General features: G+C 52.1%; 12 protein-coding genes. 2 read left to right on the top strand and 10 right to left on the bottom strand.

Translation table 11 applies throughout. The features are described 5' to 3' along the window. Positions 1-262: 262 nt before the first annotated feature. The 9 genes from AB1611_12920 to AB1611_12880 all read right to left on the bottom strand — a co-directional run bounded on the left by AB1611_12920 (position 263) and on the right by AB1611_12880 (position 9,825). Entirely contained in the window at positions 263-943 is a 681-nt protein-coding gene (locus AB1611_12920; GenBank protein MEW6380492.1) for a lysophospholipid acyltransferase family protein, read from the bottom strand. Between the two features lie 13 nt (positions 944-956). Next, positions 957-2,213 (bottom strand): lipid-A-disaccharide synthase, encoded by a 1,257-nt coding sequence (gene lpxB / locus AB1611_12915; protein ID MEW6380491.1) that lies wholly within the window; start codon positions 2,211-2,213, stop codon positions 957-959. Continuing rightward, positions 2,186-3,280 carry a DegT/DnrJ/EryC1/StrS family aminotransferase gene (locus tag AB1611_12910; GenBank protein ID MEW6380490.1) on the bottom strand — a complete coding sequence of 365 codons (1,095 nt, stop codon included), beginning with the start codon at positions 3,278-3,280 and terminating at the stop codon, positions 2,186-2,188. The genes lpxB and AB1611_12910 overlap by 28 nt, the downstream gene beginning before the upstream one ends. A 122-nt stretch (positions 3,281-3,402) precedes the next feature. Beyond that, entirely contained in the window at positions 3,403-4,428 is a 1,026-nt protein-coding gene (nagZ, locus tag AB1611_12905; protein MEW6380489.1) for a beta-N-acetylhexosaminidase, read from the bottom strand. A gap of 20 nt (positions 4,429-4,448) precedes the next feature. Next, positions 4,449-5,273: an ABC transporter permease gene (locus AB1611_12900; GenBank protein ID MEW6380488.1), complete on the bottom strand. Its 825-nt coding sequence runs from the start codon at positions 5,271-5,273 to the stop codon at positions 4,449-4,451. Between the two features lie 17 nt (positions 5,274-5,290). Further along, positions 5,291-6,586, bottom strand: coding sequence for a glutamate-1-semialdehyde 2,1-aminomutase (hemL, locus tag AB1611_12895; GenBank protein ID MEW6380487.1), 1,296 nt, complete (start codon positions 6,584-6,586; stop codon positions 5,291-5,293). Positions 6,587-6,836: 250 nt separating this feature from the next. Next, a complete protein-coding gene (locus tag AB1611_12890) occupies positions 6,837-7,703 on the bottom strand; it encodes a lytic transglycosylase domain-containing protein (protein MEW6380486.1) in 867 nt (288 codons plus the stop codon). A 26-nt stretch (positions 7,704-7,729) separates the two neighbouring features. Continuing rightward, positions 7,730-8,818 (bottom strand): hypothetical protein, encoded by a 1,089-nt coding sequence (locus AB1611_12885; GenBank protein ID MEW6380485.1) that lies wholly within the window; start codon positions 8,816-8,818, stop codon positions 7,730-7,732. 101 nt (positions 8,819-8,919) lie between these two features. Continuing rightward, entirely contained in the window at positions 8,920-9,825 is a 906-nt protein-coding gene (locus AB1611_12880; GenBank protein MEW6380484.1) for a hypothetical protein, read from the bottom strand. A 277-nt stretch (positions 9,826-10,102) separates the two neighbouring features. Here AB1611_12880 and sixA point away from each other — a divergent pair, with 277 nt between their 5' ends. Both sixA and AB1611_12870 read left to right on the top strand, forming a co-directional pair. Further along, complete coding sequence (gene sixA / locus AB1611_12875) at positions 10,103-10,588, top strand: phosphohistidine phosphatase SixA (GenBank protein ID MEW6380483.1); 486 nt, start codon at positions 10,103-10,105, stop codon at positions 10,586-10,588. A 22-nt stretch (positions 10,589-10,610) separates the two neighbouring features. After that, on the top strand, positions 10,611-10,841 hold the full coding sequence (locus tag AB1611_12870; GenBank protein MEW6380482.1) for a DUF2905 domain-containing protein: 231 nt from the start codon (positions 10,611-10,613) through the stop codon (positions 10,839-10,841). 17 nt (positions 10,842-10,858) lie between these two features. On the opposite strand, the gene AB1611_12865 is transcribed toward AB1611_12870, so the two are convergent. After that, on the bottom strand, positions 10,859-11,737 hold the full coding sequence (locus AB1611_12865; GenBank protein ID MEW6380481.1) for a DUF1848 family protein: 879 nt from the start codon (positions 11,735-11,737) through the stop codon (positions 10,859-10,861). Between the last annotated feature and the right edge of the window lie 803 nt (positions 11,738-12,540).

Below are 12,540 nucleotides of genomic sequence, written 5' to 3'. Positions count from 1 at the left end.
ACATCAGCCTCCAGGGTTGGGAGCATCATTTTCTTATCATCTCGATTGGCCCCATCTACCGCCACTCCTATCTCCCACTCCTGGAATCGATCATGCACCGTGCTGGCTGCCCCAAGACATCGAGGCAATGCTTTCCATCGACATATTGATTTATCCTGCTGCCTCTGGCAGCAGGTTGAAATAAATTACCTGCCCGGGAAATTATCTACAAAAGACCCCACGGGGGTGCGAAATGTGTGCCAGAGGAGCGAGGGAGAAGCAGTTACCCCCCGAAATACCGGTCCGCCTGCTCAGTAATTCTGTTCAGCCGCTCCTCCAGGAGCTGCCGTTTTTCCTCCAGTGCCGGGCGGCCTTCTTCCCCGGCAACCCAGATCGGGTCATCGAAGATGAACACACCGCGGGCAAAAGGGTAAGGAATAAAAAACCTGTCCCAGGTTGATAAAAATTTCCCGCCGGAAGCGCCAAAAGCCACCGGAACAAGCGGGCATCCGGTCAGCCGGGCCAGCAGGATGGCTCCGCTTTGGGCCTGGTATCGCGGCCCCCGCGGCCCATCGGGAGCAATACCGGCATCTGATCCGCTCTTCATTTCCCTGGCCAATCCCCGCAGGGCAGCCATACCATGCCGGCTGCTCGACCCCCGGACCGAATAATAGCCAAAATAGCGGATAATCCGGGTGATCAACTCCCCATCCCCATGCCGGCTGATCATCACTCCGGCCTTCCTGCCCTGGCAGATCAGAGGCATCATCAGCAGGCGGCCATGCCAGAAGACATAAATGACAGACTCACCCCTGCTCCATAAATCATGGACTTTCTCCCTTCCGATCCACTCCTTTCGTACTGTCAGGCCCAGGAACCGGATCAGGCAGGCACCAAGCCAGGGGAAGAGTTCAAGATCGAGCAGTCTCTTTTTCCATTTTTTCTTTGTCTGTTTCCAGGTCACCGGTTTTCCCCTCTCAATTTTCCCCTCTCATGCCTAGGTATTTCCCTTGTGGATTGCTGCCCAAGATTTCCATGACCACCTCGGCTGCCCTGCCTGAGCTGCCCGGCTCACCCAGTTTATCCCTGATTTTTCGAAGCTCCTCGCGCATGCGCTCCTGCCGCTTGTGATCCTTGAGAATATCCATTGCCAGGGAAGCGATTGTTTCCGGGTTGGCCTGATATTGAATCAGCTCCGGGACGATTTTCTTTTCCGCCACCAGGTTGACCAGACCGATATAGGGAACCCGGATCAGCATTCTTCCCAGGACATAGCTTATCAGGGAAAGCCGGTAGACCAGAATCATGGGGGTATTCAGAAGTGCCGTTTCCAGGGTAGCCGTGCCTGAGCTTACCAGGACCAGATCGGCAGCGCGGATGATATCGTAGGTACTGTTTGTCCGGCAGTGGATAGTGACTGAAGGATCGATCTCCCGTAGATAAGGTTCGACCTCGGCTGGCTGGATGGTCGAAGCCAAAGCCAGCAGAAACTGAAGATCAGGCTGTTGCCGGGAAAGTTTGCCGGCTGCACCCAGAAGCTGAGGCAAGAGCCGTGCGATCTCGCTCCTGCGGCTGCCCGGCAAAAGGCCGATGACTGGCCTTTTGGGGTCCACGCCCAGTTGTCGGCGGATATCTTCACGTCTCCCGGAAACAGACTGGCAGGCGGCTTCTGCCCGGCAGGCGGCCTCTGCCTGAACGATGTCCATCAGCGGATGGCCGATGAACCGCACATCCAGCCCGCTGCCCTGGTAAAGGGGAATCTCGAAGGGAAACACCACCAGCAGGGTATTTACGTTCCGGGCAATGGTTTTGATCCGCCAGCTCCGCCAGGCCCACACCTGGGGGCTGATGTAGTAAAGCACCTTGATGTGCTCACGTCTGGCTATTTTGGCCAGGCGGAGGTTGAAATCAGGATAGTCGATCAGGATCACCAGATCGGGACGCTTCTCCCGGATGAATTGACAGAGAGAACGAAAAGTCTGCCGGATAGCCCGCCAGTGGAGCACCACTTCAAAGATGCCGACCACAGCCAGATCGTCAATGCTGTGAAGCAGGTGAACCCCGGCCTCCTGCATTCTGGCCCCGCCGATGCCAAAAATCTGCGCCCCGGGCTGGCGGACCAGAATCTCCCTGGCAAGGTTTCCGCCATGCAGGTCACCGGAAGCCTCACCGGCCACCATAAGAATAACCGACGAAGGGGATGGGGCTATAGCAACTCCTCCAGGCTTTGACAAACGTAGGCAATCTGCTCTGACGTCATGTCCGGAAAGATGGGAAGTGATAACACCTCCCTGCTGGCAGCAACACTTTCGGGCAGATCGTCATCCGCATAGTTTAACCAGTGATAAACCTGCTGCTTGTGCAGAGGGATCGGATAGTGGACTGCTGTGGCCACCCCCTTGGCCTTCAGTCCTTCCTGAATTTCCGACCGGTGCTGGACCCTGATGGTATATTGATTATAGACATGGAGTGCAAATTCAGCCTGATAAGGGGTAATGACTTTATCATGCAGAAAATGGTTATACTCTTCAACCTTTTCATTGCGCAGCCTGCGGTTTTGGTCCACCTCGTGGAGCTTTACCCGCAAGATAGCTGCCTGCAATTCATCCAGGCGGCTATTGAATCCCAGCATGGAATGCACATACTTCTGCTCACTGCCGTGGTTGCGAAGCTGCTGAACTTTGGTTGCGATCTCCTCATCACTGGTCAGAACCATGCCGCCGTCCCCGTAGCAGCCAAGATTTTTGCTTGGGAAAAAGCTCAAACAGCCTGCATCTCCCAGAGATCCGACCTTCCTTCCCTTATATTCCGCACCGATAGCCTGGGCGCAATCCTCGATGACTTTAAGGTTAAACTCCCGGGCGATGTCCAGAACAGGGTCCATGTCCGCTGGCTGCCCATAGAGGTGAACAGGGAGAATAGCTTTAGTCTTTTTGGATATCCTGGCCCGGATCTGTGCTGGATCAAGATTATAGGTCCTGGGATCGATATCCACAAATACCGGACGCGCTCCCAGATGCGAGATGGCCTCAGCCGTGGCAATAAAGGTAAAAGGAGTGGTAATGACCTCATCTCCCCGATCCACTCCCACAGCCGTCAGGGCCAGAAGCAAAGCATCAGTTCCCGAAGCCACCCCGATCGCGTAGCGGGTGGTGATATAGGCCGCCATTTCCGCTTCCAGAGCTTCCACATTCGGACCCAGAATAAAGCGGCCCGACTCCAGAACCCACTGGATAGCCTTTTGAATCGGCTCTCTCAGCCTGCGGTATTCCCCAACCAGGTCAACCATTGGTACAAACATGATTTACTCCCCGTATTTTTGAGTGGCCAGTGGTCAGTAAAGACAGTGGTCAGTGATCAGTGGCCAGTGGTCAGTAACTGATAAATGGCCAGTTATATGAGGGCGACTCTGTGATGCCGCCTTCAGTGGCCAATGTTCTTATGTCCTTGCAGGATATTCCTCCTCAACTTGCTGTCAATAATTCTCCGGCTGGCCAGATCGATTGCCGATCTGATCTCCTCATCCCGCTGATATCCGTCCATCAGGGCTTCCCATGCCTGGAGCTGCTGATCCGGTTCATGGCAAACCAGAACGATGTCTGCGCCTGCCCTGACCGCGGCCAGAGCCGCCTCTTTGGGGGTGAAGTGATGGGCGATGGCTTTCATGGTCATATCGTCCGTGATCACCAGCCCCTGAAAACCCAGTTGACCGCGCAGCAGCCCCTGGATGATTTTTGGCGAGAGCGTGGCCGGATAGTCGGGATCAAGATGGGTGTACTTGATGTGAGCGGTCATGATAATCGAAAGGCCTGCCTGTATGGCCCGGACAAAAGGAACAAGCTCCCGCTGCCAAAGCGTTTCCAGGGTGCAGTCGGAAACCGGCAGTCGAAGGTGCGAATCCACCGTGACATCTCCATGTCCGGGAAAGTGCTTGCCGGTAGCCAGCACTCCGCCAGCGTGAAACCCGCGGATCATTGCCTCTCCACGATCAGCGACCGTTTTCGCTTCAGTCCCGAGACATCGCCGGGCCAGAAGGGTATTTCCCGGATTGGAAAGGACATCCAGGACCGGGGCCAGATCGACCGTGATGCCAAGGTTTGCCAGCTCTTGGGCCAGACCGTATCCGAACTGAAAAGCATCCTCCAGGCTCCGGTTTCCTAAAAGCACAGGATCAGGATAGCGCTCCACCAGCCAGGGTATCCGCGAGACCCTGCCCCCTTCCTGATCGATGGCAATCAGCAGGGGAAATTCACTTCCTGCCTGCCGGTTCCAGTCCTGGAAATCCCGGCACAATTGCCGGACCTGATCAGGTTCGACAATATTGGCTGCAAACAGAATCACTCCGCCGATTTTCTGCTCCCGGATCATCGCGCGGACAGAATCATTCAATTCAGTCCCGGAAAATCCGAACATGAGCATCTGCCCGACTTTTTTCCGTATCTCGTTCATATTTGCCTGCATTGTATGGTTTAATAAATTTTCAACTTCGGGTCCACCGCATCCCGCAGGCCATCACCGATAAAATTGAAGCCCAGAACCATAATCATAATGGCCAGGCCGGGAAAGGCTGTCAGGTGCGGGTTACTGAGCAGCACCGACCTTCCTTCATTCAACATGGCTCCCCAACTGGGGGTCGGAGGCTGAACTCCCAGTCCAAGAAAGCTCAAGCCTGCTTCAGCCACGATATTGCCCGCCATGCCGAATGTGGCCTGGACCGTGAGCGGGCCAAGGACATTGGGCAGGATATGGCCGAAGATGATCCGGACAGGACCAAGGCCCAGTGCCTTGGCTGCCAGAACAAACTCGGTTTCCCGCAGGGAAAGTATCTGCCCCCGGACCATGCGGGCATAGCTGACCCACCCGATGAGACACAGGGTCAGAATAACATTGTTCAGGCTCGGCCCCAATACGGCCATTAAGGCAATGGCCAGCAGAATCCCCGGAAAAGCCATCAGAATGTCAACAATCCGCATGATCAGACCGTCAACCCAGCCACCGTAATAGCCAGCCAGCGAGCCGAAGGTAAAACCGAGCAGGGCAGCCAGGGTGACTGTCGAGAAACCGACCCACACGGATATCCGGCTGCCATAGATGATCCGGCTGAGAATGTCCCGGCCAAGGCTGTCCCGGCCAAGAGGATGCGTGGGGCTTGGTTTGGCCAGACGATAGGCAAGGTCAATCCGGCTGGGAGAATGAGGAGCAAGAACCGGGGCACAGAGAGCCATAAGGATTATTGCTCCGATGATGATCAGGCCGAGAATTGCCAGCTTATTTTTAAATAACCTTTTTAACACTGAACTTCTGCTTGGTCCTATTTTCCTAAATGAGCGAATACCTTCCGGGCTGCGGCAAGGGTTTGTTCAATATCTTCATCCGAATGGGCCAGAGAAACAAAAACCGCTTCGAATTGTGAGGGGGCCAGGTAAATTCCGGCTTCCAGCATCCCCTGGAAATATCTGGCAAACATCTCCTGATCGGAACGAAGGGCACAGGTGTAGTCGGTAACATTTTCTCCGGTAAAGAACAGGGTAAAGATCGAGCCGGCCCGATTCATTGACACATTCAACCCGGCGGCCCTGGCGGACATGAAGAGGCCATTGGCCAGTCTGGCGGACTTTTCCTCCAGTTGCCGGTATATGCCCGGACTGGTGAGCAGCTTCAAAGTCGCTATCCCGGCGCTCATGGCCAGGGGATTTCCCGACAGGGTCCCTGCCTGATAGATTGATCCCACGGGAGCGAGGCACTGCATGATCTCTTTTTTGCCCCCAAAGGCACCTACCGGCAGACCACCGCCAATGATCTTTCCCAGGCAGGTCAGATCAGGTTTAATGTTGTACTGCTCCTGTGCGCCTCCCGGTCCAAGCCGGAATCCGCTGATGACCTCATCGAAGATCAGGACAATGTCATGCCGCTCCGTCAATTCCCGCAGGTCTTCGAGAAACCCCTTGCGGGGAAGAATTACACCCATATTGCCGGGCACAGGCTCCACGATGATGCAGGCGATATCCCGGCGGTAGTCCTGAAGGACGCGGTTTACCTGGTCGATGTCGTTGAATGGAAGGGCAATCGTGTGCTGAGCCAGGCTGTTGGGAATGCCGCCGCTGGTGGGAATCCCCAGGGTCGTGGCCCCGGAGCCTGCCTTCACCAGCAGGCTGTCCACATGGCCGTGGTAACACCCCTCGAACTTGATAATCTTGTCACGGCCCTTATATCCTCTGGCCAGACGAATGGCGCTCATGACAGCCTCTGTTCCTGAATTGACCATCCGGACCTGCTCAATGGATGGAACCATCTGGCAAATGAGCTGGGCCAGCTCCACCTCCAGGCTGGTCGAGGCACCGAAGCTCAACCCCTTTTCAGCCGCAGCCTGAATCGCCTGAACTACCTGCGGATGGGTATGCCCCAGAATCATGGGGCCCCAGGAACCTACGTAGTCGATATATTCGTTACCGTCTGCATCGTAAATCTTCGATCCGCTGGCCCGGTCAATAAAGAGTGGATTTCCACCTACAGCCTTGAAAGCCCGAACAGGACTGTTGACTCCGCCAGGGATGTACTTCTGGGCTTTTTCAAACCAATACTTTGAACTTTCTGCAGTTTTCCCCATGAGGATTCTCCTTGGAAAGAAGGAATTACCAGAGTCGTTTTCCTTCCTTGTACTATTCTCATACGTGGCTAATTATCAGGTTATCATATTCGGTATTCTCTAACGTTGTCAACCTATTTTTTTCGGCTGGTGTTCATCGTGTCGCTGTATGGTGTGAATTTTACGGCAGGCAAAAACGGGTGGGTTTATAAGAGGCCAGGAGCCCCCTGCTGGAAATCGTGAGAGCTCCTGAAAATTGAGTAAAGCCGACTCAAGCCCGATAGTAAGCTTCTTCAACCCGGGTAATATAGTCTCGCGTTTCTTTCGGCATGGACCCTGCCCGGCTTTCGAGATTGCCCATGCCCCAGTTATAGGCGGCCAGGGCCAGTCTTACATTCCCCTGATAGCGGTCCAGCAGACGGCGCAGATAAGCCGCTCCACCCATGATATTCTGAACAGGGTCAAAGGGGTCAGTTACTCCCATTTCGGCTGCCGTGCCCGGCATAAGCTGCATCAGCCCCTGGGCTCCAGCCGGGGAAACGGCTTTTGGATCGCCATTGCTTTCAACGGCAATAATAGCCCTGATCAGTGCCGGATCGAGGTTGTATTTGTTTGCAGATTCCCGTACAATGCCTTCGATGTCATGATCGCCAGAGGCCGCCATGCGACCTCCAGGGGCAGGACTACCGTGCTCTTCGTATACTCCTTGCTCCTCCAGGGTCCTGAGCAGCCCTGTATCCTTTATGTCAGCCTTCGTTATTTCAGGTTCCGCCAACAGCGGCAATTGTTCCTCTGCCCTCCCTGGCTGCTGCACGCCTCTGGCATGAGTGAAATTCCGGCTATCCTGCTGCTGCAAGGATAAGGTCGGCCAGTTGAAGGATGAAAAGGCTGGCAGCGGCAATGAAGGCAGGTAGCTCCCATTGCTCAGGAAACTTCCATTGCTTTCGGATTCAGAGAGGATTATTTCCAGGGTCCTGCACAGCAGCTCGATAGTTGCCATCTCCAACGGCTTCTGCCTGTCCTGATTGAACAGGGAATTTTGCAGGATCGCGCCAAAGTCAGGCCCCGCTCCCGGCTTGGGAGCGGCCTCTGATGCCGTCAGGCCGGGGATGATCATCGGGTTGATTTTATTTATCATGCACAGCCCTCATACCTGCCCTCTACCTACCATCCCAGGGAAAGCTGCACTACATGTCTGCGATCTGCCCTTTGACCGGCATAAGCGCCGATTTCCTCGGCATAATTAGCATAATCCAGCTTGAGAACCCAAAGATTCAAGCCGATCCCGATGCTGGCATACCCCTGGTACAATCCAAGCCGTAAAGCCAGTCGGTTTGCAATCCAGGACTCTGCTCCCATATGGAGCCTGCGGAAAAGATCATGCTCATCGTCATTTACGTTCTTGGTAATATCCATCAAATCAAGCCCGGCGTTAACCGAAATGATTCCCTTTTCATAATTGAGCCCTGTGCCCAGGTTGATCTGCTGGGGAATCTGTCCGGCGTCCCCCAGGCTGGTTCCACCAAGATTTTGAATTACCAGGGCTACGCTGGGTTTCAGGAAAACCGGAAAGGTATACAGAGTACCAAGATCAAAACCGATACCTGAACCATCCAGGGTATCATCCTCGATCCTTTGATCGAAGTCATCGCTGGCTATCTGGGCGGGTGTGTAAGTCTCCTGCAACCGCTGCCGCTGAATGTACTTGGCGGTAATGCCCACCCGCAGGGCATGGTCTTGGAGAAAGCCAAAACCTGCACCACCGACTCCGGCCACATCAACCAGAGCGCCGGCGTCAACTTCCGGATATTGCGGGTTATTAATTTCGGCATCGATCGCCCCCTGTCCCAGCACCCCAAACCCAAAATGTCGCTTAACAAAATGAGGGAAAAGGGAAGTCCTGACATGCTGATGCTCACCCATGTGTTTTCTCAGCAGGGCAGTGACCTCCTCTGTCTTGTCAAAGTCGGTATCCTGAATATCCTCATAAAGCTCCTGGCCATTCTCTCCGATCTCAATCATCGGATTCAACACGGCAAAGCTCCAATGGGGTACTTTATCCAGACCTGCAGGGTTGCAGAATAAGGCATTGTGGTCATCAGCGATAGCCGTAAATGCCCCGCCCATCCCAAGCGGACGGACTCCTTTCCAGAAGCTTGGCATTTCCTTCGCCTGGACAGAACCAGCAGCCAGTAACAGAATGGTCACTCCAATGATTTTCCATAACCGGAACCTGAAACATGCTGTTTTCATATGTATTGTTCTCCTCATATCTTCGAGAGTCCTTAAGGAGGACGAAAAGTCCCCCCTCACCCCCGGGGAGGGGCGAAGGGGATAACCAGACGATCACCTTCCTATAACGAGTAACTTTGAGGCCATAGTAAGTGGTTGAGATATTTCGAAAGCTCATTGCCAGTCACGGATCCTGTCTCTGGATCGGCCGGAGTCGCAGGGTCTTTTTGAAGAAAGCCCAGGTCATTTAAAAATTTGCTAAACTCCCGATCTATGTCGTTTTTGCTGTTGTCGTTAACCTCATCTGTGCCGATCAGCTTACCTCCACTCAGGGCTTCTACGCCATCCTTCACCAGCCAAAGGTCCTGATTCAGGCCAGGGGGCACGGCTGTCAGATCGATCTTCGTGATAGGGGGCTGCTTGGCAGCGAGCGCCGTTTTCATTTCATCAATGGTCAGCGGAATAACAGGGCCGAGGTCATATTCCTGAGCAATCGACAGGGAAATACTGAGAATTGCGTGTATGGCTGCGTAGATCCCTCTTTGCAGCCGGATATCATCATTTGCGGTAAAGCCTTCTGACCGGTAACGGCTCCGGTTGTTCGTATTGGGAGCGCCGAGGACAGCTAATGCTTTGCCGATCAGATCGACTTTACTGGTGAGTTGTCCTTCATCCATATTTTTACCGAAAATACCGGCAATAGCATCATAAATCTCCACATCATTACCTGATTCATCCTCCTTGGCTATTTCCTCCAGCAGCTTAAGGGTATCAAACCCTGCCTTTCCCACGTAAGCGGATGCCAGATACCGGCGCTCCTGATCGGTCAGGCTGGCCTTGCTTCCCAGAGCAGCAATAACTCCATCGAAATTCCCTGAATTTAAATTCTTCCTGATATCCTCCATCCTTGCGGCCTCGCCGCTGTCATCAGAGATGCCATCAAACATGTTACTATCGCCGCACCCCTGAAAAAGAAGGATAATAACTCCAAGTAAACTGCTCAAAACGATTAAGGATTTTCGTTTCATGACTCCTCCTGGTAGCAATGTGTAAAGTGCATAATTATGAATGAAGAACATTTAATTATCAAGTAAATATCTATCCGCAACAGAGGTTTAATCCTGGTGACAGATCTCCAGGACTTCTCCCCTTTTATTTTTTTCGGCCTGCTTCTTCTTTCCCATCGGAAATGAACCATAATACAGCAGAACAACGTGGAGCCAGGAGTTAGAGCTTGATTTTACCATAAGAAATGAGAGATAATCTAGTGAAACATTATTTTCTCACGATAAAGGGGAATTCACAATGAAATTATACCTTATCCGGCATGCCCAGCCCAAAAACCAGCTAGAAGATCCTCTTCAGCATCTCTCCGATTCCGGACGAAAGAGTATGAAGAAGGTTTCTGAATATGCAGCCAGACTAGAGCTGTTCATAGCCGAAATCTGGCACAGTGAGAAGCTGCGAGCCAAAGAGACGGCAGAGATATTTGCACAATCGCTTGGCCTCACGCAGAAGGTAAAAGAGCGCACCGGCCTGAGTCCCGGTGACGATGTCACTCCGATTGAAAGCTGGCTGATGGGAAAGGAGGAGAATATCGCTCTTGTGGGCCATCTTCCTTTTCTCGATAAGCTTGCCTCATTGCTGCTTTGTGGCTCGGAAGACGCCAGCCTGATCAATTTCACCATGGGGAGCATCGCCTGCCTGAGCAGGGATGTGAGCGGCGAATGGACTCTTGACTGGATAATTACTCCAGACCTTATCCCGGATAATACTGCTTTTTCCGGGTAGTACAATAATAATGAGGAGGGTGATGAATACTTTGGCTCCAATCGGCAGGTTGCTGATTATCGCGGGATTTATTCTCGTGATTGGGGGGATCTTTATTGCTTATGGTCCCAGGGTCCCTCTTATTGGCAGACTGCCGGGCGATATTTATATTAAAAAGGGCAATTTCCACTTTTATTTCCCGGTTACCAGCAGCATCATCATAAGCGTTATTGTAACCCTGGTTTTCCTGCTTATCAGCAAAATTACCCGGTAGATTGCAACGGCAGTCTTTTATCTGCCAGCCGGGTTGGCATAACAGTAGAGGCACCTATGATAGCAGGGTTGAAGATGATACGAGCCGATGTCCCGTGAAACACTGCACCTGCAGCCTTTACTGTGACGCTGCCCGTAATCCGTCCATAAAGAGATATGCCCGCCAAAAAGGCGTTGCAGAAAATCATTCGGGATACATGAGCTTGCTCTGATTCCTGAATCAGGAGGAAGTAAGCTCAACAGGTCCTTCTCGCAGCAGGTATAAAGGTTTATCGAGTGCGCAGCCAGCTTTTTTGCCAGCATCAGGACGATTTCGGTTTGCTGTCGCAGGTCTGGGTAGATAAACTTGAATCCTTGTAATCCCGCCCGGACACGGGTGCGTCTCTGAACTTTGCTGTAATCATCCATAAAGCTGGTTACACACCGCCTGATACCCGCGCAACCCATAGCTTCTGCTATGCGATTAAGGTCCTGAAGGTTGTTGTTCACCTTTCCCCGGCTGTCCTGATAAAAGCAGATCGGGTCAAATCTCCAGGAGATAACCTCCGGACCAAATTCCCGGCTCAAGTTGAGCGCCTGCTCCAATCTCTCCTCAAGGGATGGGATGCCAGGCTCAAGGAGCGGATCTTCGGAGTTGACAGTAAAATGGAAGAACAGGTGAAATCCTTTCCTGATCAACTCCTGCCCGTATCCAGCAGCTAAAAAAGGGCCAAAATTTTTTGACCAGAACACTATGGTATGGACTCTATCCGCTGTAGCCGGTACTGATATAACCTGTCCGGAAATCGGATTTTGAACCGTAAAATTTCCCTGCTCGATCCCTTCCATGAACCAATCCATGTAAAAGGCAGGAATATCTGTCCTCCTTGAGGCGGAAATAACTATCTTTTCATTCATAGTTTATAACCAACATAATATCAATAAGTCATGATGCCATATTTTTTGCTAGCGTAAGTCCAGCGTAAGTCTGGCGAAAGCCATCGAAGGGCATCCGGAGGGGGTAGTGAAAATCAAGTTAAGGTCCTGGGACCCGGTTTTAAAGAAAATGTTTTATGGTCGTGAAATCCAAAACCTCCAATTTAACGATAATGGGGAGTTGGTTGACGGCTCCAATATCATCAACGTATGCACAGGTATGTATGATATCAATGGGAATGGGATATACGTGGTGATATTATAGCATATGATTATAAGAAACGTGAAGGATCACCTATATACCAAGGGAATGCAATCGTGAGATATTGCTTTTCAGGTGGTGAGTTTATCGCGAGAAGTCCTTATACTATCGTAAAGTTAACGACTGATAACATTGACCTTTACCGGCTCAAGATAATTGGTAACCGGTATGAAAATCCGGACAAATGTCCGGAAGAGAGATATAGTTGATATGTATCCAGAAGATGTTTGCCCTTTGCTGTTCTGCCTGAAGGCTCATAATGAAATGTGCTATGGGGATTTCCCCGGCCCAATTTATAGTTCTACTGCATGTGAGGTTTATTTCGATGATATCGTGGAACGCCATCACGTCAAAGGCAGATGAAGCCCCTTATTATGGGGGCAATGCACTTAAAAGGAATGGCACTTACATAAGAATTAGTAATTCTCCCGCAGAGACGCTGAGACGCAGAGGATATCATTGAAAAGTAAAAGTAAAATAAGTTCCTCCTTGTGCCTTTTTACTTTTTGCTTGCTTCCAGGCC

The sequence above is a fragment of the bacterium genome (assembly GCA_040755755.1).
Taxonomy (GTDB): Bacteria; SZUA-182; SZUA-182; order DTGQ01; family DTGQ01; genus DTGQ01.
The sequence above is the reverse complement of the archived record's forward strand: the minus strand, read 5'-3'. Positions and strand labels throughout refer to the sequence as shown.

Excerpts from the sequence above, each read along its gene's own strand:
- AB1611_12910 (MEW6380490.1), bottom strand. The coding sequence starts at position 3,280 with ATGTTTGTACCAATGGTTGACCTGGTTGGGGAATACCGCAGGCTGAGA.
- nagZ (MEW6380489.1), bottom strand. The coding sequence starts at position 4,428 with ATGAACGAGATACGGAAAAAAGTCGGGCAGATGCTCATGTTCGGATTT.
- hemL (MEW6380487.1), bottom strand. The coding sequence starts at position 6,586 with ATGGGGAAAACTGCAGAAAGTTCAAAGTATTGGTTTGAAAAAGCCCAG.
- AB1611_12890 (MEW6380486.1), bottom strand. The coding sequence starts at position 7,703 with ATGATAAATAAAATCAACCCGATGATCATCCCCGGCCTGACGGCATCA.
- AB1611_12885 (MEW6380485.1), bottom strand. The coding sequence starts at position 8,818 with ATGAAAACAGCATGTTTCAGGTTCCGGTTATGGAAAATCATTGGAGTG.
- AB1611_12880 (MEW6380484.1), bottom strand. The coding sequence starts at position 9,825 with ATGAAACGAAAATCCTTAATCGTTTTGAGCAGTTTACTTGGAGTTATT.
- sixA (MEW6380483.1), top strand. The coding sequence starts at position 10,103 with ATGAAATTATACCTTATCCGGCATGCCCAGCCCAAAAACCAGCTAGAA.
- AB1611_12870 (MEW6380482.1), top strand. The coding sequence starts at position 10,611 with ATGAATACTTTGGCTCCAATCGGCAGGTTGCTGATTATCGCGGGATTT.
- AB1611_12865 (MEW6380481.1), bottom strand. The coding sequence starts at position 11,737 with ATGAATGAAAAGATAGTTATTTCCGCCTCAAGGAGGACAGATATTCCT.